At 68.9% G+C, this 19,427-nt stretch carries 21 protein-coding genes; 13 read left to right on the top strand and 8 right to left on the bottom strand.

Translation table 11 applies throughout. The features are described 5' to 3' along the window. Positions 1 to 6: 6 nt before the first annotated feature. A complete protein-coding gene (locus AC1DSZ_RS22030; RefSeq protein ID WP_476840470.1) occupies positions 7 to 240 on the bottom strand; it encodes a hypothetical protein in 234 nt (77 codons plus the stop codon). A 180-nt stretch (positions 241 to 420) separates the two neighbouring features. Between AC1DSZ_RS22030 and AC1DSZ_RS22025 the strand changes: the two genes are divergently transcribed. The 6 genes from AC1DSZ_RS22025 (at position 421) to AC1DSZ_RS22000 (ending at position 6,447) form a co-directional block, all read left to right on the top strand. Beyond that, positions 421 to 2,028, top strand: coding sequence for a carboxyl transferase domain-containing protein (locus AC1DSZ_RS22025; RefSeq protein WP_476840469.1), 1,608 nt, complete (start codon positions 421 to 423; stop codon positions 2,026 to 2,028). Positions 2,029 to 2,048: 20 nt separating this feature from the next. Then, positions 2,049 to 4,016 carry an acetyl/propionyl/methylcrotonyl-CoA carboxylase subunit alpha gene (locus AC1DSZ_RS22020; protein ID WP_476840468.1) on the top strand — a complete coding sequence of 656 codons (1,968 nt, stop codon included), beginning with the start codon at positions 2,049 to 2,051 and terminating at the stop codon, positions 4,014 to 4,016. A gap of 91 nt (positions 4,017 to 4,107) precedes the next feature. Then, positions 4,108 to 4,545, top strand: a complete 438-nt coding sequence (locus AC1DSZ_RS22015; protein ID WP_476840467.1) for a DUF1489 family protein — start codon at positions 4,108 to 4,110, stop codon at positions 4,543 to 4,545. Between the two features lie 95 nt (positions 4,546 to 4,640). Continuing rightward, on the top strand, positions 4,641 to 4,922 hold the full coding sequence (locus AC1DSZ_RS22010) for a hypothetical protein (RefSeq protein ID WP_476840466.1): 282 nt from the start codon (positions 4,641 to 4,643) through the stop codon (positions 4,920 to 4,922). 77 nt (positions 4,923 to 4,999) lie between these two features. Continuing rightward, positions 5,000 to 5,725: a vWA domain-containing protein gene (locus tag AC1DSZ_RS22005; protein WP_476840465.1), complete on the top strand. Its 726-nt coding sequence runs from the start codon at positions 5,000 to 5,002 to the stop codon at positions 5,723 to 5,725. Positions 5,726 to 5,730: 5 nt separating this feature from the next. Beyond that, positions 5,731 to 6,447, top strand: coding sequence for a DnaJ domain-containing protein (locus AC1DSZ_RS22000; RefSeq protein WP_476840464.1), 717 nt, complete (start codon positions 5,731 to 5,733; stop codon positions 6,445 to 6,447). A 166-nt stretch (positions 6,448 to 6,613) separates the two neighbouring features. Here AC1DSZ_RS22000 and AC1DSZ_RS21995 read toward each other — a convergent pair whose 3' ends face one another. After that, positions 6,614 to 8,302 (bottom strand): D-alanyl-D-alanine carboxypeptidase, encoded by a 1,689-nt coding sequence (locus AC1DSZ_RS21995; RefSeq protein WP_476840463.1) that lies wholly within the window; start codon positions 8,300 to 8,302, stop codon positions 6,614 to 6,616. A 283-nt stretch (positions 8,303 to 8,585) separates the two neighbouring features. Between AC1DSZ_RS21995 and AC1DSZ_RS21990 the strand changes: the two genes are divergently transcribed. From AC1DSZ_RS21990 to AC1DSZ_RS21965, 6 genes are all read left to right on the top strand, one after another. Then, on the top strand, positions 8,586 to 8,924 hold the full coding sequence (locus AC1DSZ_RS21990) for a phasin family protein (RefSeq protein ID WP_476840462.1): 339 nt from the start codon (positions 8,586 to 8,588) through the stop codon (positions 8,922 to 8,924). 268 nt (positions 8,925 to 9,192) lie between these two features. Next, a complete protein-coding gene (clpS, locus tag AC1DSZ_RS21985; RefSeq protein ID WP_476840461.1) occupies positions 9,193 to 9,636 on the top strand; it encodes an ATP-dependent Clp protease adapter ClpS in 444 nt (147 codons plus the stop codon). Between the two features lie 14 nt (positions 9,637 to 9,650). Further along, positions 9,651 to 12,146, top strand: coding sequence for an ATP-dependent Clp protease ATP-binding subunit ClpA (gene clpA / locus AC1DSZ_RS21980; protein WP_476840460.1), 2,496 nt, complete (start codon positions 9,651 to 9,653; stop codon positions 12,144 to 12,146). A 152-nt stretch (positions 12,147 to 12,298) separates the two neighbouring features. Continuing rightward, positions 12,299 to 12,490 (top strand): hypothetical protein, encoded by a 192-nt coding sequence (locus AC1DSZ_RS21975; RefSeq protein ID WP_476840459.1) that lies wholly within the window; start codon positions 12,299 to 12,301, stop codon positions 12,488 to 12,490. Positions 12,491 to 12,506: 16 nt separating this feature from the next. Continuing rightward, positions 12,507 to 13,253: an AzlC family ABC transporter permease gene (locus AC1DSZ_RS21970; RefSeq protein ID WP_476840458.1), complete on the top strand. Its 747-nt coding sequence runs from the start codon at positions 12,507 to 12,509 to the stop codon at positions 13,251 to 13,253. Continuing rightward, positions 13,250 to 13,609 (top strand): AzlD domain-containing protein, encoded by a 360-nt coding sequence (locus AC1DSZ_RS21965; protein ID WP_476840457.1) that lies wholly within the window; start codon positions 13,250 to 13,252, stop codon positions 13,607 to 13,609. Before AC1DSZ_RS21970 ends, AC1DSZ_RS21965 begins: the two co-directional genes overlap by 4 nt. Here the strand turns inward: AC1DSZ_RS21965 and AC1DSZ_RS21960 are convergent. The 5 genes from AC1DSZ_RS21960 to AC1DSZ_RS21940 all read right to left on the bottom strand — a co-directional run bounded on the left by AC1DSZ_RS21960 (position 13,606) and on the right by AC1DSZ_RS21940 (position 17,071). Further along, positions 13,606 to 14,037, bottom strand: coding sequence for an HIT family protein (locus AC1DSZ_RS21960; RefSeq protein ID WP_476840456.1), 432 nt, complete (start codon positions 14,035 to 14,037; stop codon positions 13,606 to 13,608). The two genes, AC1DSZ_RS21965 and AC1DSZ_RS21960, sit on opposite strands and share 4 nt — an antisense overlap. 82 nt (positions 14,038 to 14,119) lie before the next feature. After that, a complete protein-coding gene (locus AC1DSZ_RS21955) occupies positions 14,120 to 14,410 on the bottom strand; it encodes a hypothetical protein (protein ID WP_476840455.1) in 291 nt (96 codons plus the stop codon). 117 nt (positions 14,411 to 14,527) lie between these two features. Then, a complete protein-coding gene (locus AC1DSZ_RS21950; protein ID WP_476840454.1) occupies positions 14,528 to 15,760 on the bottom strand; it encodes a GNAT family N-acetyltransferase in 1,233 nt (410 codons plus the stop codon). A 94-nt stretch (positions 15,761 to 15,854) separates the two neighbouring features. Beyond that, a complete protein-coding gene (locus AC1DSZ_RS21945) occupies positions 15,855 to 16,604 on the bottom strand; it encodes a glycerophosphodiester phosphodiesterase family protein (RefSeq protein ID WP_476840453.1) in 750 nt (249 codons plus the stop codon). Then, positions 16,604 to 17,071, bottom strand: a complete 468-nt coding sequence (locus AC1DSZ_RS21940; protein WP_188518697.1) for a RidA family protein — start codon at positions 17,069 to 17,071, stop codon at positions 16,604 to 16,606. Before AC1DSZ_RS21940 ends, AC1DSZ_RS21945 begins: the two co-directional genes overlap by 1 nt. 206 nt (positions 17,072 to 17,277) lie before the next feature. Here AC1DSZ_RS21940 and AC1DSZ_RS21935 point away from each other — a divergent pair, with 206 nt between their 5' ends. Then, positions 17,278 to 18,117: a cell envelope integrity EipB family protein gene (locus AC1DSZ_RS21935; RefSeq protein WP_476840452.1), complete on the top strand. Its 840-nt coding sequence runs from the start codon at positions 17,278 to 17,280 to the stop codon at positions 18,115 to 18,117. A 3-nt stretch (positions 18,118 to 18,120) separates the two neighbouring features. Here AC1DSZ_RS21935 and AC1DSZ_RS21930 read toward each other — a convergent pair whose 3' ends face one another. Beyond that, positions 18,121 to 19,425, bottom strand: coding sequence for a DNA polymerase IV (locus AC1DSZ_RS21930; RefSeq protein WP_476840451.1), 1,305 nt, complete (start codon positions 19,423 to 19,425; stop codon positions 18,121 to 18,123). Between the last annotated feature and the right edge of the window lie 2 nt (positions 19,426 to 19,427).

The raw sequence follows: 19,427 nt of genomic DNA, 5'->3' as shown, positions 1-19,427 counted from the left end.
GTCGACTCAGAGCTTTCCCAGCAACTCCTCGATGTTTGATTCCGCGCCGGCCGGCATGGACCCCGAGGTCAGGGAGCCGAGCACCAGCCCGCCAAACGCGTCGTCGAACAAGGCAGACGCCGCCCCGAATGCGAGCAGGCCGAGCACGCGCGACGCCGTTCCGGCCCCGGGCCGGCGCATGGACCAGCCGGCCCAGCCGCAGAGCGCCGCCATCGCGAGCGCCAGAATCTGATGCGTCATGCCACCCTCCTGAAGCGGGAGCTTAGCGCAAGGGTGTTCCCGATCCGTTGCGTCGCTGCGCGATTCCAAGGCTCGTGACGGCGCGCCAAGGCGCCGCGTGCATCCGCTCGCGATTGCCTTCCGGCTCGCTTGCGGCATGATCTGCGCGCTCGGTGCGACTCCGGGCGCAGGGAGTTTCGCGTGGCCGTCCTTTCGAGCGTCGTCGATCGTTTTTCACCGGAGTTCGAGAGCAACGCCGCGCAGTGGCGCCAGCTCGCCGACGAGTTGCGCGACCGGCGCGGAGCCGCCGCGGCCGGCGGGCCGCCCAAGGCGCGCGAGCGCCATCTCGCGCGAGGCAAGCTCCTGCCGCGCGAGCGGGTGATGCGGCTGCTCGATCCGGGCTCGCCGTTTCTGGAGATCGGCGCGCTTGCGGCCTACGGCATGTATGACGACGCCATCCATGGCGCCGGGATGATCGCGGGCATCGGCCGCGTGGAAGGCCGCGAGGTGATGGTGGTCTGCAACGACAGCACCATCAAGGGCGGCACCTATTATCCGATGACGGTGAAAAAGCACCTGCGGGCGCAGGAGATCGCGCGCGAAAATCGCCTGCCCTGCGTCTACCTCGTCGATTCGGGCGGCGCGAACCTGCCGCACCAGACCGAGGTGTTTCCCGACAAGGAGCATTTCGGCCGCATCTTCTTCAACCAGGCGAACCTTTCGTCGCTCGGCATCCCGCAGATCGCGGTGGTGATGGGCTCGTGCACGGCGGGCGGCGCCTATGTGCCGGCCATGTCGGACGAAACCATCATCGTGCGAAAGCAGGGCACGATCTTTCTGGGCGGCCCTCCGCTCGTGAAGGCCGCCACCGGCGAGGAGGTCTCGGCCGAGGACCTCGGCGGCGCTGACGTGCACGCCCGCATCTCGGGCGTCGCCGACCACTACGCCGCCGACGACAGCCACGCGCTGGCGCTGGCCCGGCGCATCGTCGCCAACCTCAACAGCCGCAAGCCCGACGACCTCGCGATCGCCGAGCCCGAGGAGCCGCTGCTCGACCCGGACGAGCTCGAGGGGTTGGTGCCGACCGACCTGAAGAAGCAGTACGACATCCGTGAGGTGATCGGCCGGCTGGTGGACGGCTCGCGCTTCGACGAGTTCAAGGCGCTCTACGGGACCACGCTGGTGACCGGCTTCGCGCGGATCTGGGGGATGCCGGTCGGCATCATCGGCAATAACGGCATCCTGTTTTCCGAGTCGGCCGTGAAGGGCGCGCATTTCATCGAGCTTTGCGCCCAGCGCCGCATCCCGCTGCTGTTCCTGCAGAACATCTCGGGCTTCATGGTGGGCCGGCAATACGAGGCCGGCGGCATCGCCAAGGACGGCGCGAAGCTCGTCACGGCGGTGGCCTGCGCCAAGGTGCCGAAGATCACGCTGCTGCTCGGCGGCTCCTTCGGCGCCGGGAATTACGGCATGTGCGGACGCGCCTACGGGCCGCGCTTCCTGTTCAGCTGGCCGAACTCGCGCATCTCGGTGATGGGCGGCGAGCAGGCCGCCAGCGTGCTCGCGACCGTGCGGCGCGACAACATCGAGGCGGAAGGCCGCAAGTGGCCGGTGCGCGAGGAGGAGGCCTTCAAGGCCCCGATCCGGGCGCAATACGAGACTGAGGGGAACCCCTATTACGCCACCGCGCGGCTGTGGGACGACGGGATCATTCTCCCGTCCGAAACCCGCCGCGTCCTCGGGCTGGCCTTTTCGGCCTGCCTCAACGCCCCCGTGGAGGAGACGCGCTTCGGCGTGTTCCGGATGTGAAGAAGCGATCGGAAAAGTCCATGTTCTCCTCCGTCCTGATCGCCAATCGTGGCGAGATCGCCTGCCGGATCATCCGCACCGCCAAGCGGCTCGGCCTTCGCACCATCGCGGTGCATTCGGAGGCGGACGCCGACGCGCTGTTCGTGCATGACGCCGACGAGGCCTATCTGATCGGCCCGGCGCCGGCGCGGGAGAGCTACCTGGTCGGCTCGCGCATCCTCGACGTGGCGCGCGACGCGGGGGCGGACTGCATTCACCCGGGCTACGGTTTCCTGTCCGAGAACGCCGAATTCGCCGAGGCCTGTGGCAAGGCCGGCGTGGCGTTCATCGGCCCGCCGCCCTCGGCCATCCGCGCCATGGGGCTGAAGGACGCCGCCAAGTCGCTGGTGGAGCGCGCCCACGTGCCGGTGGTGCCGGGTTATCATGGGCCGAAGCAGGACCCGTCCTTTCTGCGCGAGCGCGCCGCCAATATCGGCTTTCCGGTGCTGATCAAGGCCGTGGCGGGCGGCGGCGGCAAGGGCATGCGGCGGGTCGACCGGCTGCTCGACTTCGAGGAGGCGCTCCAGAGCGCCCAGCGCGAGGCCGCCAATGCGTTTGGCGATCCGCGCGTGCTGGTGGAGCGCTATGTGCGCTCGCCGCGGCACATCGAGATCCAGGTCTTCGCCGACCGGCACGGCAACGTCGTGCACCTGTTCGAGCGCGATTGCTCGCTGCAGCGCCGCCACCAGAAGGTGATCGAGGAGGCGCCTGCGCCCGGCATGCCCGAGGAGGTGCGCGCCGCCATGGGCAAGGCCGCCGTGGAGGCCGCGCGGGCGGTGGGCTATGTGGGCGCCGGCACGGTGGAGTTCATCGCGGACGGCTCCAACGGGCTGCGGCCGGACGGCTTCTTCTTCATGGAGATGAACACCCGCTTGCAGGTGGAGCACCCCGTCACGGAGGCGATCACCGGGCTCGATCTCGTGGAGTTGCAGTTCCGGGTCGCCTCAGGCGAGAAGCTGCCGTTCACGCAGGACGACCTTCAGATCCAGGGCCACGCCGTGGAGGCGCGGGTCTATGCGGAGGATCCCGAGAAGGGCTTCCTGCCGTCCACCGGCCGGCTCTGGGCGCTGCGCTTCCCGCAGGCCGACCGGTTGCGGGTGGACACGGGCGTCGTCGAGGGCGACAGCGTGACGCCGTTCTATGATCCGATGATCGCCAAGGTGATCGCGCATGGCGACACCCGCGAGGAGGCGCTCGACCGCCTTGCGGCGGCGCTGGGCGACACCGTGGTGGCGGGGCCGCGCTCCAACGTGGCGTTCCTGAAGGCGCTCTGCGAAGCGCCGGAGTTTCGCGCCGGGCGCTTCGACACCGGTTTCATCGATCGCAATCTGGAGGCGCTGGGCGCTACGCCGCGCAGTTTCCCGGCCGCCGCGGCGGCGGCTGGCGCGCTGGCGCTGGTGGCGCGGCAGACCGAGCGCAGCCTGGAGGCGGCCGCTGTGGCGCGCCGCGGCGGGCCGTCGCCCTGGGACGTGGCGGATGGCTTCCAGTTGTCGGGCGAGCGCCGCACCGGGCTGCCGCTGATCGTGGAAGGCGAGCGCCAGGACGGCATCCTGAGCTGGGACGAGGATGGCGCCAGCGTCGAGATCCCCGGCCACCCCGTGCCGGTCGGCGAGCACGCGCTCGCGATCGTCGAGACGGACGATGGGCTGATCGTGCTGGATCGTGGGCGGCAGACCTCCGTGCGCCTCCACGACGCGCTGGCGCATGCGGGCGACGATGACGACGCCGGCGGTGTCGTGAAAGCCCCGATGCATGGCAAGGTGGTGGCGATCTTCGTCACCGAAGGAGAGGCGGTCGAGAAGGGCCAGCGCCTCGCCGTGGTGGAAGCCATGAAGATGGAGCACGCGCTCGTTGCGCCACGCGCCGGCACGGTGGTGGAGATCGCGGCCGAAGCCGGCCAACAGGTGCCGGAGGGCGCCAAGCTCATCGTGGTGGTCGGCGAGGAGTGAGCATCGTCCGCCGAGGGATACGGCCGAGGTTGTCCACAACGCGCCGCAACGCCACGTTGGCGGGCGGCGCGACCCGCGCTAACACAGCCGCATGGCTCTGCACCTGCTCAAGCTCTGCGTCGGCTGCGATTCGATCGCCGACCTCGAAGGCTGGATCGACGAGAACGCCGCCCTGTCGCGCCGCCTCAACCGGCCGCACGAGCAGAAGCACACCACCCGCATGGTCCCCAAGCGCGTCGCCGAGATCCTGGACGGCGGATCGCTGTTCTGGGTCATAAAAGGCCAGATCGCCTGCCGGCAACCGCTGCAGGACATCCGGCCGTTCAAGGATGCGGACGGGATCGGGCGTTGCCACCTCGTTCTCGAGCCCTTGGTGACGCCGGTCGACCCGCGCCCCTGCCGCCCGTTCCAGGGCTGGCGCTACCTTGAGCCCAAGTCCGCCCCGCGCGACCTCGGCTCCTTCGGGGCGGACCTCATGACGCTGCCGGAGACGCTGCGGCGCGAGCTCGCCGAGCTGGGCCTGCTTTGAAACCGAGCAACGCAGCTACGGCTGAGCCCAGGGTTGCGTCACAGAATCTCCTCAGTTGCCGTGCTCCCTCTTCCCAACGCATCGGGGGGCGATACATGCGGTTGTTCGTGGTCATGGCTGGAGCGGTAGGCGGGCTCGCGACCTGTGGGGTCGCGGCGGCCATGGATCGCTCCTGCGCGGTGACCGAGGTCGCGCCGGGCGTGAAGATGCGCTCCGGCGCCTGTTCCAACGTGTTTGACAACCGCCCGCAGCCCTACCAGGAAGTCGCGCCCGCGCCTGCGCCGCTGATGACCGGCCGCCCCGCCACGCTGCGCTTCGGCAACACCGAAGTCCGCATGGGCGGGCACGCGCGCTTCGAGATGCAGAAGGGCCACTAGGTCGCCATCTGGTCCCGGATAGCCCCCGTTGCATTCCGGTCCCGGCCCGCCAATCTAAAGAGCGGCAGGGAATCGGCATGAACTCAGGCAGCAACAAGGGTGGGGTCACGCGTTCTGGCGGAAGCGAGATTGCGTCGCCATCGCGCGACATCGAGAGCTTCCTCAAGGACGCGCGCTCGCTGGCGCCGCGCCGCGACGGCAAGCGGGGCCGATTGGTGTTTGCGCTCGACGCCACCATGAGCCGCCAGCCGACCTGGGATCTCGCCTGCGGCTTGCAGGGCGGCATGTTTGAAGAGGCGGCGCGCGTCGGCGGGCTCGACGTCCAGCTCGTCTATTTTCGCGGCTTCTCGGAATGCCGCGCTTCCCGTTTCGTCGCCGATCCGCGCAGCCTCACCGGGCTGATGCGCTCCATCGATTGCCGCGGCGGCCATACCCAGATCGGGCGGGTGCTGGAGCATGTGCGCGGCGAGACGCGCGACGCCGCCGTGCACGCGCTTGTCTATGTGGGCGACGCAATGGAGGAACGCCTGGACGATCTCTGCGCGGTCGCAGGCGAGATCGGGCTGCTGGGCGTAAAGGCTTTCATGTTCCACGAGGGGAGCGACCCCGCCGCGGCGCGCGCTTTCCAGGACATCGCCCGGCTGACCGGCGGCGCCTATGCGCGCTTCGACGCCTCGGCGCCGGCCGAACTTGCGGCGCTGCTGCGGGCCGCCGCCGCCTATGCGGCCGGGGGCAGGGTGGCGCTGGAGGATCTCGCGCGACGCGACGCGGGCGCGCAGCGCCTGCTCGGGCAGATGAGGTAAGCGGCGTGGCACTTCTGATCGGCGGCGCCGTCCTGTTCATCCTCTGGTATGTCGGCCACAACTACGCGACCGCCAGCCCGCAGGCTCTGGCCAAGATCTTCCGCAAGGCTGGCGGCTTTGCCGCTCTGGGGCTCGCGGCCTTCGTGCTGATGCGCGGGCAGATCGAGGTCGCGATGGTGATCGCGGGCGGCGGCGCGTGGCTGCTCGGCCTCAAGGGCTTCGCGCTGCCCGCATGGGCGCAGCGCACGCAGCCGACGCCGGGCGCGCAGTCGCGCGTCAGGTCGGCGCTGCTGGAGATGGAGCTCGACCACGACACCGGCGCGCTGAACGGCCGGGTGCTTGCGGGCCCGCTGGAAGGGCGCCGCCTCGACGAGTTGGAGGAGACGCAGCTCGCCGAACTGGCGCAGCTGTGCCTGGCCGGCGATCCCGATGGATCACGCCTCCTCGATGCGTATCTTGACCGCCGGTTTCCCGGACGGCGTCAGGCAACGCAGGACGACGCGGACGCGCGGCCGGGCGGCGGCGGAGGCCGCCACGCGGGCATGCCGTCCGAGCAGGAGGCCTACGAGATCCTTGGCCTTCAGCCGGGCGCCGGCGAGGCGGACATCCGCCGCGCGCACCGAGACCTGATGAAGAAACTGCATCCCGACCAGGGGGGCTCGACGTATCTCGCCACCAGGGTAAACCAGGCCAAGGACGTTCTGTTGAACCGGCATCGCTGATACTCCACGCGCGTTCCGGTGGTTTCGGCTGTCTTCCGTTCGAACCGGGCCAATACACGCCCGGGCTTTGCTCTCTGTTTTTATCGCGCCGCTTTGCGCGGCGTCTCTCGGCCTTTGGCCGTTTTAGATCCGCGAGGAGGCGGGTCCCCGCCCCCAATCCGTTTGATCAGCCCTTCACCGCGAAGCACGAGAAGCCGCTGCGCTTGAGCTGCTTGCAGGCCGTCTGGGCGTCGTCCTCGTCGAAGCCCGAGAAGCGGGCCCGGTAGAGGGTCGAGCCGGCCTTCTGCACCTTTTCGGTGAAGGGAGAAGCCTTCGACAGCGCGCGGTCGGCCGCCTTGGCGCGGGCCAGGATGTCCTTGGCCTTGTCCTCGTCGTCCGTGGCGCCGAGCTGGATGATCCAGCCGGTGACGGCCGGGCGCGCGGCCGCGGTCTTCTCGATCCGGGTTTCGGCCTTCGGCTCGGGCCGCGCGTCGGCCTTCACGTCCATGCGGGGCTCGAGGCGGGCGAGCCTGGTCTCCGGCTCGGCGCGGGTGACCGGCGCAGCCCCGACCACCCAGCGCATGCCGCTGGACGGCGTGGTCGTGGAGGTTCCGATCGCGGAGGCGACCACCGGGCGGGCCGCCGATGCGTCGGCCATGCGGCGCGGCGCCGGGGTGGTTTCAGTCAGGTGCACGACCGGGACGTCGGCGCTCGGGCGCATGCCGTCGGCCTGACGGGCGAGCGGCCGGGCGGGGGTGAGCGCCGCCGTGGTCATCGGGATGCTCTCGTCCGCGGAGGCGACCCGGACCTTGGGGGAATCCTTGGCGGGCGCTTCCTTGACGATCTCCTTCACGGCCGCAACGTCCATCTCGCGGCTTTCCTTGGCGTCGCGGACGTCCTTTGCTTCGCGCGCCGCCATGGTCTCGCGGGCGGCCAGCGCCTCGCGCCGCGCCTCGGGGGTCGGCACGGCGGCCGCGACCTCGGTCGCCGGCGGCGCGGTGCGCACGCCCGCATAGGCGCGGTCGATGTTGTCGTCGAGCAGGGACACCATCTTGGCGTCGCGCGCGCCGGCCGAGCGTCCGCCGAGCACCACCGCGACGACGTGGCGGTTGTCGGTGCGCACGGAGGTCAACAAGTTGAAGCCGGACGCCCGGGTGTAGCCGGTCTTGATGCCGTCCATGCCCTCGACGCGGCCGAGGAGGTGGTTGTGGTTGCGGTGGTAGCCGCCCTTGTAGGCGAACACCGGCGTCGAGAAGTAGCGGTAGTATTTCGGGAAGCGGTCCTGCAGGGCCCGGCCGAGCGTGACGAGGTCGCGCGCGGTGGTGACCTGGCCGGGGTTCGGCAGGCCGGAGGCGTTGCGGTACACCGTGCGGCTCATGCCGAGCTGGCGCGCCTTGCGGGTCATCATCTCGGCGAAATCGGATTCGGAGCCGGCGATGTTCTCCGCCACCGTGGCGGCGACGTCGTTGGCCGACTTGGTGACGAGCGCCTTGATGGCGTCCTCGACCTCGATGGTCGAGCCGGGTCGCAGGCCGAGCTTGGAGGGCGCCTGGGCGGCCGCGTGGGCGCTCACCTTCAGCTCGGAATCGAGCTGGAAGCGGCCCTTCTCGAGCTGCTCGAACAGCAGAAACAGCGTCATCACCTTGGTGACGGACGCCGGGTGGCGCAACGCGTCCTCGTTGACGGCGTGCAGCGTGCGGCCGGTCTTGGCGTCGACCACCATGTCGGCGTAAGGCGGGCTGTAGCCGCCTCCACCGCCGTGATGCCGGCGCCGCGCCTCGGCCGGGGAGGCGATGACGGCGATAGCCGAAGCCGTCACGACGATCGACGCTAAGGCGCCGAACCGCTTCGCGAACAAACCCTGACGCATACCCATACCCACATCCCCTGTGACGGCTCCACACACGAGCCGGACCGGGAATGCTGGGGCGAGGGGGCCCACTGTCGCATTCTCGGCACAGGGACGAACGCTACCGAGTTGGGGTTACGCGCTGGTTAAGAACGCAACCTGCGGGATAGACCAAGGGCGAATGGTGCACTGCAACATATCCCTTGACATTCGTTGTGCAGTGCAGCTAAAACACGGCCATCGGGTTTGGCGGCGTTGAGTGATGGCCAGCCCAGGTTCCCGCGCATCGGCGCAAACACAGGGGTGCACCATGGCTACTCAGTTCGACATGCAGAAGCTCGGCAAGGACAACGTCGACGTCGCTCTCAAGAGCTTCGGCGCGACCTCCAAAGGCGTTCAGGCGATCGCCGCCGAGACGGCTGAATTCTCCAAGAAGTCCTTCGAGAGCGTTTCGGCCGTCGCCGAGAAGCTGGTCGCCGTGAAGACCCTCGACAAGGCTTTCGAGATCCAGAGCGACTACGTGAAGGCCGCCTACGAGGGCTTCGTCGCCTACGCGACCAAGGTCGGCGACCTCTACTCGAACCTCGCCAAGGAGACGGTGAAGCCGTACGAGGGCATGTTCGCCAAGGCGACCGCTTCCGCGAAGTAAGTTTCCGCCCATCCAACAGATGGACGATAAGAGGCCCGGGGAAACCCGGGCCTCTTTGCATTGTGGCCGGTTCTGAACGCAGGGCAGGGCTGCGAAAGCGGCTGCGGCGATAGCGCCCTTTCGGTTGGCGCAAGTGTGGTCTGGCGAAGCGCTATCGGGAGGACTAGATTAACGGAACCGGCCGTGCGGTCCCGTGTTGGGCTGCGGTCGCCGCCCGCGGCAGCCGCCGGGGGCGAGCACGCCTTTCCGGAAAGACCGCCACCCTGCGATGGACCTCAAACTGATCCTTCCCGACATGGTTCTCCGCATCAAGCGCGCGCTGCTCAGGGGCAGGCACCTCGCTTCGGGCCTCATCCGCACGGATCCGTTGCGGGCGGCCGAACGACGGCGCGGAACAGGTCGGCCCGGCGACGGCGGGTCCGGCACCGCCGTGATCACGCAGACGCGGACGCGCACCAAACGTCCAAATTTGTACCGCGTCCTGCTGCTCAACGACGACTACACGCCGATGGAGTTCGTTGTTCTCGTGCTCCAGCGGTTCTTCAACAAGGATGCGGATGAAGCCACCCGCATCATGCTCCATGTCCACCAGAACGGCGTGGGGGAGTGTGGCGTTTTCACCTACGAGGTAGCGGAGACCAAAGTCACGCTCGTGATGGACTTCGCGCGAAAGCACCAGCATCCTCTGCAATGCGTGATGGAAAAGAAGTGAAAGGCTAAGGCCCGATGCCGTCCTTCTCTCGCAATCTCGAACAAGCGCTCCACCGGGCCCTGGCGCTGGCCAATGAGCGGCGCCACGAATACGCGACCCTCGAGCACCTTCTCCTGGCCCTGGTCGACGACCAGGACGCCGCCGCGGTCATGCGCGCCTGCAACGTCGACATCGAGGCGCTGCGCCGCAACCTCACCGAATATGTCGACGCCGAGCTCGGCAACCTGATCACCGACGGCAGCGACGATTCCAAGCCCACGGCGGGCTTCCAGCGCGTGATCCAGCGCGCCGTGATCCACGTCCAGTCCTCCGGCCGCGAGGAAGTCACCGGCGCCAACGTGCTGGTGGCGATCTTCGCCGAGCGCGAGAGCCACGCCGCGTATTTCCTGCAGGAGCAGGACATGACGCGCTACGACGCCGTGAACTACATCTCGCACGGCATCGCCAAGCGCGCCGGCATGTCGGAGACGCGGTCTCCGCGCGGCGCCGAGGAGGAGCAGTCCGAGCGCTCCCCGGGCGGCGGCGAGGAGAGCGGCGCCGGCCCGAAAAAGAAGGGCGAGGCGCTGGAGGCCTACTGCGTCAACCTCAACAAGCGCGCCAAGGAAGGCCGCATCGACCCGCTGATCGGGCGTGAGTCGGAAGTGCAGCGCACCATCCAGGTGCTGTGCCGCCGCCAGAAGAACAACCCGCTGCTGGTTGGCGACCCCGGAGTCGGCAAGACCGCCATCGCGGAAGGCCTCGCCCGCAAGATCGTCACCCACGAGGTGCCGGACGTGCTGGCGGACGCCACCGTGTTCGCACTCGACATGGGCACGCTGCTCGCAGGCACGCGTTATCGCGGCGATTTCGAAGAGCGCCTCAAGCAGGTGATGAAGGAGATCGAGAACCACCCGAAGGCGATCCTGTTCATCGACGAGATCCACACGGTGATCGGCGCGGGCGCGACCTCGGGCGGCGCGATGGACGCCTCCAACCTGCTGAAGCCCGCCCTGGCGCAGGGCACGCTGCGCTGCATCGGCTCGACCACCTACAAGGAGTACCGCCAGTACTTCGAGAAAGACCGCGCGCTGGTGCGTCGCTTCCAGAAGATCGACGTGAACGAGCCGTCTGTGCCGGACGCGATCGAGATCCTGAAGGGCCTCAAGCCCTATTACGAGGACTTCCACCACATCCGCTACACCAACGAGGCCATCAAGGCCGCGGTGGAGCTGTCGGCCCGCTACATCCACGACCGCAAGCTGCCCGACAAGGCGATCGACGTGCTCGACGAGACCGGCGCGTCGCAGATGCTGCTGCCCGAGGCCAAGCGCAAGAAGCAGATCGGCATTAAGGAAATCGAGGCGGCCATCGCCACCATGGCGCGGATCCCGCCCAAGACGGTCTCCAAGGATGACGCCGAGGTGCTGAAGGCCCTCGACGAGACGCTGAAGCGCGTCGTCTATGGCCAGGACGCCGCCATCACGGCCCTGACCTCGGCGATCAAGCTGTCGCGGGCCGGCCTGCGCGATCCCGAGAAGCCGATCGGCAACTACCTGTTCGCCGGCCCCACGGGCGTCGGCAAGACCGAGGTGGCGCGCCAGCTCGCCAAGAGCCTCGGCGTCGAGATCATCCGCTTCGACATGTCGGAATACATGGAGCGCCACACCGTGAGCCGCCTCATCGGCGCGCCTCCCGGCTATGTGGGCTTCGACCAGGGCGGCTTGCTGACCGACGGCGTCGACCAGCACCCCCACTGCGTGCTGCTGCTGGACGAGATCGAGAAGGCCCATCCGGACCTGTTCAACATCCTCCTGCAGATCATGGATCACGGGAAGCTGACGGATCACAACGGCAAGTCGGTCGACTTCCGCAACGTGATCCTGATCATGACGACGAATGCGGGCGCGGCGGAGCTGGCCAAGCCGGTGTTCGGCTTCACTCAGTCCAAGCGCGACAGCGGCGACAACGAGGCCATCAACCGCCTGTTCGCGCCGGAATTCCGCAACCGCCTCGACTCGATCATCTCGTTCGGCCAGCTGCCGAAGGAAGTGGTCTCCAAGGTGGTGGACAAGTTCGTGATGCAGCTGGAGGCGCAACTCGCCGACCGCAACGTCACGATCGAGCTCACCGACGAAGCCCGCGAGTGGCTGGTGGAGCGCGGCTATGACGAGACCATGGGCGCACGCCCGATGGCCCGCCTGATCCAGACCACCATCAAGACGCCGCTCGCCGACGAGGTGCTGTTCGGCCGCCTGAAGGACGGCGGCGCTGTACGGGTGAGCGTGGTCGAGAAGGACGGCAAGAAGGAGCTCGGCTTCGACTTCCCGGCCGGACCGGTGACGCCAAAGCCCGAGAAGGACGTCGAGGAGGCCACGAAGGTGCGCGCCAAGCGCGCATCCACGCCGCGCAAGACCTCGCCGAAGCCCAAGGCCAAGAAGGACCCGGGCGGTTCGGACTCCTCCGGCGGCGGCCCAACCGAGGGTGGCAAGCCGGTGCGCACGGTTCCGAAGGTGCCGCTGGTGCGCAGCTGAGCCCTCCTGCGTCGCAGGGCTGAGACGCGCGTTTTGGCGGTTTCGGGCCAGTGCGGCTTGCGGTAAGACGATGATGCTGGATGGGCGGAACGTGCGCGTTTCGCCCATCCGCTTGTTGCGGGCGGGCTGAAGCCCGGATCGGGAGAAATCACGTGGCGTCCTGGTTCGAGAAACGGCGGCAGCGCAAGCGCAGGCGTGAGCGCATGGAAGAGCTGCTTGCCTGGATCGTCGTTCCGGCGCTCGCGTTCGGGGTGTATTGGGGTTGGCTGCAGGTTCGCGACCAGATCAAGAACACGCCCCTGATGGCCATCATCGCCGGCAAGGACAAAGGCGCGTCGCAGTGAAGGGGCGCGTCCGGCCGTGACGCCAGACGCCCAGCAGGACGGCGACGACCCGCAGACCCCGGCTTCGACCTGGGTCTACCGCGGCGCGCGCGACGCGCTGGCGCTCCCCGCCTGGGTGGTGGCGCTGTCGCTGGTCGGCGTCGGCGGCCTGGCGCAATCGGTCGGCCACCCCGTCTGGGCGGCCATGATGTCGACGCTGGTGATCTGGGCCGGCCCCGCGCAGGTGATCTTCTATGGCGGCATCGCGGCCGGCATGACGCCCCTGGCGGTCGCGGCGGCGGTCGGCTTCTCCTCCGTGCGCTTTTTCCCCATGACGGTTGCGATCCTGCCGCTGCTGCGCCGGCCGGGGCAGGGGTTCTGGGCGCAATGCGCGGCCGCCCATTTCGTCGCCGTCACGGTGTGGACCGAGAATTTGCGTCGCCTCCCGGGCAAGCCGCCGCCGGCGCGGCTGCCCTATTATTACGGCTTCGCGGCCGCCTGCATCCTGCTCAGCACGTTATCGACCGGGGCGGGCTACTTCCTGGTCGGCGCGCTGCCGACGCCGCTCGCGGCGGGCATTCTCTTCGTCAGCCCAATCTACTTCACGCTTTCGATCAGCGCCGGCGCGCGGGTCCCGGCCGATTGGCTCGCGATTGCGCTCGGCTTTGCGCTGGAGCCGCCGATGCGCGCCCTGCTGGGCGACGGCTTCGACCTTCTCGGCGTGGGGCTGGTGGGCGGCACCGCCGCGTTCCTGTTCGGCCAGATGCTGGAGGCGCGGCGATGACGCTGGACCTCGCTTTCGTGCATGGGCCGCTCTGGCCCTACGTCATGATCATTCTGTGCGGTCTGCTGCCCACCGAGGTCTGGCGCATCCTGGGCGTCGCGGCGGCGCGCGGCGTGCCGGAAGGCTCGCTGTTCCTGGTGTGGGTGCGGGCGGTCTCCACCGCGCTGCTGGCCGCCGTGGTGGCCAAGCTGCTGCTGTCGCCCAGCGGAGCGCTGGCCCTGGTTCCCTGGTGGGGCCGCACCGGCGCGATCGTGATCGGCTTCGCGTGCTTCTTCGCGTTCCGCCGGTCGTTCTTCGCCGGCATCGTCATCGGCGAAGCCGCCCTGATCGCGGCCGCGACCTGGTGGGGCGGCTAGGCCAGCGCCGCCCGGATCCTGTCCGCATGCGCCTTCAGGGACTCGGGCTTCTCCATCTGGCCCGTGTGCGGCCGCAGCGGCACGCCGTCCCAGCGGGGCAGCACGTGGACATGAATGTGGAACACCACCTGTCCGCCCGCGCTCTCGTTGAACTGCTGGATGGTCAGGCCGTCGGCCGCCATGCCGCTCTTCACCGCCCGGGCGACCTTCTGCACGCTCACCATCAGCCGCGAGAGGTCTTCCGGCCGGATGTCGAGCATGTTGCGGGCGGGCGCCTTGGGGATCACCAGCACGTGCCCGTCCGAGCGGGGCATGATGTCCATGAACGCGAACGTCGCCTCGTCCTCGTAGACCTTCTCGCACGGCAGCTCGCCGCGCAGGATCCGGGCGAAGATGTTGTCAGGGTCGTAGGACTGGTCGGCCGTCATGGCGTGTTCCCGCAGGCTGGTGCGGCGCCGGTCGCCGCCGGCCCGGTGTCGCTTCCGGACCGGGCGGCGTCAAGCCGGGGGCTCAATCGTCGAAGAAGTTTCGCTCGCTGGGGTCATAGCAGGTGAAAACCGGGCAGGCGCCGCTGCGGGTCGGCACGAACTGGCGCTTCACGGATTGGCCGGGCAGGCACGCGGCTGCGCTGGAGACGTAGCGATCATAGGTGTAGCCGCCTGTGCCGAGCACCACGCCGCCATATTGGGCCAGCAGGTTCTGCACCTGCCCGCAGCTCATGCCGGGCGTCTGGGGCCGCGTCTGCGCCATCGCGGGCGATACGGAGCTGATCAGGACGAGGATCACGCCAAGGCGCTTCATTGCTGCTCTCCGTTCAACATCGCCCAACCAACCATCAATGTACGGTCGGTTTGTTCGTTCCGTGTCGGCCGTGGCCCGTCCGGCTCCACGCTGTCGCAGGCGCGATCCGGCCAGCATTCAGACTTTCCGGAACGGCGCCTGCTCTTCGTACTCCTCGTGGAGGCTCTCCACAAAGGAGCGTTCGCGCGCCAGATAGTCCGCCACGGCTCGCCGCAGGCCGGGGTCGGCCAGGTCGTGGGCCGAGTAGGTCGTCACCGCCCGGTATCCTCGCGCCAGCTTGTGCTCGCCCTGTGCGCCCGCCTCCACCCGCGCGAAGCCGCGCGAAAGGGCGAAGTCGATGGCCTGATAGTAGCAGACCTCGAAGTGCAGGAATGGGTGATCCTCGATGCAGCCCCAGTTCCGGCCATAGAGCGTGTTCGCGCCAATGAAGTTGATCGCGCCCGCCACATAGCGCCCCTCGCGCTTGGCCATGATCAGCAGCGTCTTGTCGGCCATCCGCTCGCCGATGAGCGAGAAGAACGTGCGGGTGAGGTAAGGACGCCCCCATTTGCGCGAACCGGTGTCCATGTAGAAGGCGAAGAACGCGTCCCAGTGCGCCTCGGTGATGTCCGCGCCGGTGAGATGCTCGATCGTGATCCTGTTCGCCAGCGCATCCCGGCGCTCGCGGCGGATCGCCTTTCGCTTGCGGGACGCGAGGGCGGCGAGAAAGCCCTCGAAGTCCGCGTAGCCGTCGTTGATCCAGTGAAACTGCTGGTCCATGCGCTGCAGGTAGCCGCGCGCGCCAAGGTCCTCCCAATCGGCCCTGGGCAGAAAGGTGACGTGCGTCGAGGACGCGCCGGCCTGTGCGCGCAGCGCCCCCAGCGCGTGGATCAACGCCTCCCGGGCCTCCGCCGCGCGGGGCCCCGGCCGCACCAGCAGGCGCCGGCCGGTTGCGGGCGTGAAGGGCACGCTGACCTGCAGCTTGGGGTAGTAGCTCCCGCCAGCCCGCTCGTAGGCGTCGGCCCAGCCGCTGTCGAACACGTATTCGCCGCGCGAATGCGATTTCAGATAGGCCGGCGCACAGGCCAGGATCTCGCCGCCGGGTCCCTCCACCAGCACATGCGCGCCGCCCCATCCGGTCTTGGCGGTGGCCGAGCCGGACTCTTCCAGCGACGACAAGAACGCGTGAGAGATGAAGGGATTGGACCAATCTTCCTGAGACGCTGAATCCGCTGCCTCAGCTTTTGATTCAACCGTCGGAAGGGGCGGATTCGCGCAAGCATTCCACTGGGCCGCATCCACGGCCTTGAGGCTGGATGCGACCTTCAGGGTCATGTCGTCGGGGATTTCGAAGGAAGCGGCGCCGGCCATTGTGCCCGATCAGGAGGTGCTCACGGAAAGCTAGGCTTTCTGGCCGCGAGAGCAAGCGGGCGCGTGGTCGCGGCGGGTCAGCCCCGCGCGTCGCTCACGGCACGAAACCCTCGAACACCATCTGGTCCGCTCCGGCCGCCGCCAGCTCGCGGTCGTGCGGGGTGCGGACCGTCCAGGTCATCACGGGAAGGCCAGCGGCGTGGCGGCAGAGATAGGGCGCGGCGTTCTGCAGGTCCTTGACCTGCCAGGACAGGAAGTCCGGCCGGCTCCGCTCGAAGTGGAGCAGGTTCGCGGCCGCGTGCTTCTGCTCCTTGGAGAGCCGCGCATATTCGGGATGCTCGTAATTCGCCTGGCCGATGATGCCGCGCGGACGATCCGGCGCGAGCTCGCGCAGCGCGACGACGATCTCGGGGTCGAAGCTCTTCACCGCAACCGGGCCGGTATAGCCCTTCAGCACCTCGACGGTGCGTCGCGTGAGGCGCAGGTCGCCCTCGAAGGTGCTCTTGATCTCCAGCACGAGCGGCACGCGGCCGCCCAGCACGGCGAGAAAATCGGCGAGCGGCAGGATGCGATCGGTCGTGTCCTTCAAGCTGAGCGCGCCGAGTTCGGCGGCGGTGCGGTCCACGACCTTGCCGGTCCCGTCTGCGGTCAGCCGCTCCAGCGCGAAATCGTGGAACACCACGGCCTGCCCATCGCGCGTCAGCTGGACGTCGCACTCGATCGCGAAGTTCTTCTCCATGGCGGCCCGGGCCGCGCCGGCGGTGTTCTCGATGATCCCGCGGGCGCGGTCATGCAGGCCGCGATGCGCGATCGGGCGGGCGACGAGCCAGGCCGGCGCCGCCATCACGCCACCTCGAACATGGCTTCGACCTCGACCACGGCGTCCATCGGCAGCTCGGCGACGCCGATGGTGCTGCGGGCGTGGCGGCCCTTGTCGCCCAGCGCCGCGACCATGAAGTCGGACGCGCCGTTCATCACGGCCGGAATGGCCGCGTAGGTCGGCACCGCGTTGATGAAGCCGCCGAGGCGCACGCAGCGGGTGATCTTGTCGAGCGAGCCCAGCGCGGCCTTGGCCTGCGCGAGCACGTTGATGGCGCAGAGGCGGGCCGCTTCCACGGCGTGCTCGGCCGAGACCTCGCCGCCGAGCTTGCCCTTGTGCTCCGGCGCGAGCTTGCCGTCCATGCCGAAGCAGAGCTGGCCGGACACCACCAGCAGATTGCCGGTGCGCACCGCGCCGACATAATTGGCGACCGGGGCGGCGGGGGTGGGCAGGGTGACGCCCAGCTCTTGCAGCTTCGCTTCGACGCTCATGGGATCCTCGCTCCGGTTCGGACGTTGCCGCCGCACGCGCGTGCGCGGCGGCCGGCGCCGCGGGTGATCGATCGCGGCCCGAACGCGTTGTGGCGCATCGGTCCGCGCCCTGCAAGCGTGTCGCAGGCGCGGGCGGATTGCTGCGGCGCACCGCGGCCGCTATCGTTTCAGCCCCGCCTCGGCGGAGCCTCACAAGGGAGTTCGGCATGACCTGGCGTTTCACGGCGGCCGTCGCGGCGATCAGCGCGGGAGTGATGGGGACAGCCACGGCCCAGCCGGCACTGGCCGCGCCCGGCATGGCGCCGCATCGGGCGACCTACGACCTGACGCTGTCCAAGTCCGGCGGCGCCAAGGGCGTCGAGAATGCGCGCGGGCGCATCGTGTTCGAATTCACGGGCTCGGCCTGCGAGGGCTACGCGCTCACGTTCCGGCAGGTGACGGAGCTCTCCGGCGGCGAGATCGGCAGCCGCCTGTCGGACATGCGCACCACGACGTTCGAGGACGGCGACGGGGCCAATTTCCGCTTCAACACCGAGTCCCGCGTCGGCCCGACGCCGCCCGAGGCGACGGACGGCTCTGCCGAGAAGAAGGGCGACAGCGTCGCGGTGCGGCTCCGCAAGCCGCAGGCCGGCCGCGCCACGCTGAAGGGCGACATCGTGTTCCCGACCGCGCAGATGAAGATGCTGATCGATGCCGCCCGGGCCGAGAAGTCTACCGTGGCGGTCAAGCTGTTCGACGGCTCCGAAGGCGGCAAGAAGGTCTACGACACCTTCACGGTGATCGGCAAAGCCGTGCCGCACGACAAGGACGGCGAGCTCGAGCAGCCGCTGCGCGACGCCGGCTGGGACAAGCTGACCCGCTGGCCCGTTTCGGTGAGCTATTTCGAGGAAGGCAAGCAGGACGGGCAGCAGCCGGTCTACACGCTGTCGTTCGAGCTCCTGGAGAACGGCGTGTCGCGCAAGCTCAAGCTCGACTACGGCGATTTCGGCCTGGACGGCGACCTGAAGCGGCTGGACGTGATGTCGGCGCCGGAGTGCGCCAAGTAGGGCTCAGCCCCGCCGGTCGCGCTCCATCTTCGCGCCGAATACGAGCCCGCGCATCACGGCGTCGCCGCCGAACTTGTCTCGCAGGCGGTCTATCGCCCGCTCCACGCCGGCGTCGCGAGTCGCCGTGACGTCGACGAGGTCGCCGCGGTCGGCCTCCGCGCCGGGGCCGAGGTCGGACGCACCGATGCCGATCAGCCGGAAGCGCGTGCCATCGCACTCCTTGGCCAGCATCTCGCGGCCGATCTCGAAGATGCGCGAGGCGAGCTGGGTGGGTGGAAAGCCGGAGCGCGCCCGGGTGCGGGTGCGAAAGTCCGCGGTCTTCATCTTCAGCGTCAGGCCGCGGGCCGAGAAATCGGCCTTGCGCAGGCGCAGCGCCACCTTCTCGGAGAGGCGCAGCAGCACGGGCGCGAGGCGCTCGGCCTCGCCGATGTCCTCGTCGAAGGTGGTCTCGGCCGAGACGCTCTTGGTTTCACGCTCCGCCTTCACGATGCGCCTGTCCTCGCCGCGCGCCAGGCGGGCGAGGCGCAGGCCTTCGTCGCCATAGCGGCGCGCGAGGTCTGCATCCGATTGGCGCTGCACGTCCGCGATGAGGCGCAGCCCATCCTTGGCCAGCCGCTCCTGCGTGACCTTGCCGACGCCCGGGATGATGCCGATCGGCTTGTCCGCCAGAAACGACACGACCTCGGCCCGGCCGATCACCGCGAAGCCGCGCGGCTTGTCGAGGTCGGACGCGATCTTGGCCAGGAACTTGTTGTAGGACAGGCCCACCGACACCGAGAGCGCCAGCTCGCGCTCCACCCGCTTGGAGAAGCGCATCAGCGTCTCGGCCGGCGGCGCGCCGTGGAGGCGCTGCGTGCCCGAGAGGTCGAGAAAGGCCTCGTCGATCGAGACCGGCTCCACGGCGGGCGTCAGGTCCAGCATCATGGCGCGGATCTGCCGGCCGATGCGGCTGTATTTCTCGATGTCGGGCCTCACCACTATCGCGTCCGGGCAGGCTTTCAGAGCCTTGAACATCGGCATGGCGGACCGCACCCCGAAGGTGCGGGCGATATAGCAGGCCGTCGAAACCACCCCGCGCTTTCCGCCCCCGATGATCACCGGCTTATCGGCCAGCTCCGGGTTGTCGCGCTTCTCGATGGCGGCGAAAAAGGCGTCGCAGTCGATATGCGCGATCGAGAGCGTGTCGAGCTCCGGATGGGCGAGCAGGCGAGGGGACCCGCAAACGGGGCAGCGCCGCGCGGGCGCGCCGGGGCGGCCCGCCGAACGCGCCAGGCAGTCGCGGCACAAAATGGTTCCGGCCCCCGCCACCG

The organism is Alsobacter sp. P4_H11, assembly GCF_056400925.1.
The sequence above is the reverse complement of the archived record's forward strand: the minus strand, read 5'-3'. Positions and strand labels throughout refer to the sequence as shown.

Bases quoted from the DNA above. Each gene is read 5' to 3' on its own strand.
- AC1DSZ_RS22030 (WP_476840470.1), bottom strand. From the start codon at position 240: ATGACGCATCAGATTCTGGCGCTCGCGATGGCGGCGCTCTGCGGCTGG.
- AC1DSZ_RS22020 (WP_476840468.1), top strand. From the start codon at position 2,049: ATGTTCTCCTCCGTCCTGATCGCCAATCGTGGCGAGATCGCCTGCCGG.
- AC1DSZ_RS22015 (WP_476840467.1), top strand. From the start codon at position 4,108: ATGGCTCTGCACCTGCTCAAGCTCTGCGTCGGCTGCGATTCGATCGCC.
- AC1DSZ_RS22010 (WP_476840466.1), top strand. From the start codon at position 4,641: ATGCGGTTGTTCGTGGTCATGGCTGGAGCGGTAGGCGGGCTCGCGACC.
- AC1DSZ_RS22005 (WP_476840465.1), top strand. From the start codon at position 5,000: ATGAACTCAGGCAGCAACAAGGGTGGGGTCACGCGTTCTGGCGGAAGC.
- AC1DSZ_RS21995 (WP_476840463.1), bottom strand. From the start codon at position 8,302: ATGGGTATGCGTCAGGGTTTGTTCGCGAAGCGGTTCGGCGCCTTAGCG.
- AC1DSZ_RS21990 (WP_476840462.1), top strand. From the start codon at position 8,586: ATGGCTACTCAGTTCGACATGCAGAAGCTCGGCAAGGACAACGTCGAC.
- clpS (WP_476840461.1), top strand. From the start codon at position 9,193: ATGGACCTCAAACTGATCCTTCCCGACATGGTTCTCCGCATCAAGCGC.
- clpA (WP_476840460.1), top strand. From the start codon at position 9,651: ATGCCGTCCTTCTCTCGCAATCTCGAACAAGCGCTCCACCGGGCCCTG.
- AC1DSZ_RS21965 (WP_476840457.1), top strand. From the start codon at position 13,250: ATGACGCTGGACCTCGCTTTCGTGCATGGGCCGCTCTGGCCCTACGTC.
- AC1DSZ_RS21960 (WP_476840456.1), bottom strand. From the start codon at position 14,037: ATGACGGCCGACCAGTCCTACGACCCTGACAACATCTTCGCCCGGATC.
- AC1DSZ_RS21955 (WP_476840455.1), bottom strand. From the start codon at position 14,410: ATGAAGCGCCTTGGCGTGATCCTCGTCCTGATCAGCTCCGTATCGCCC.
- AC1DSZ_RS21950 (WP_476840454.1), bottom strand. From the start codon at position 15,760: ATGGCCGGCGCCGCTTCCTTCGAAATCCCCGACGACATGACCCTGAAG.
- AC1DSZ_RS21945 (WP_476840453.1), bottom strand. From the start codon at position 16,604: ATGGCGGCGCCGGCCTGGCTCGTCGCCCGCCCGATCGCGCATCGCGGC.
- AC1DSZ_RS21940 (WP_188518697.1), bottom strand. From the start codon at position 17,071: ATGAGCGTCGAAGCGAAGCTGCAAGAGCTGGGCGTCACCCTGCCCACC.
- AC1DSZ_RS21935 (WP_476840452.1), top strand. From the start codon at position 17,278: ATGACCTGGCGTTTCACGGCGGCCGTCGCGGCGATCAGCGCGGGAGTG.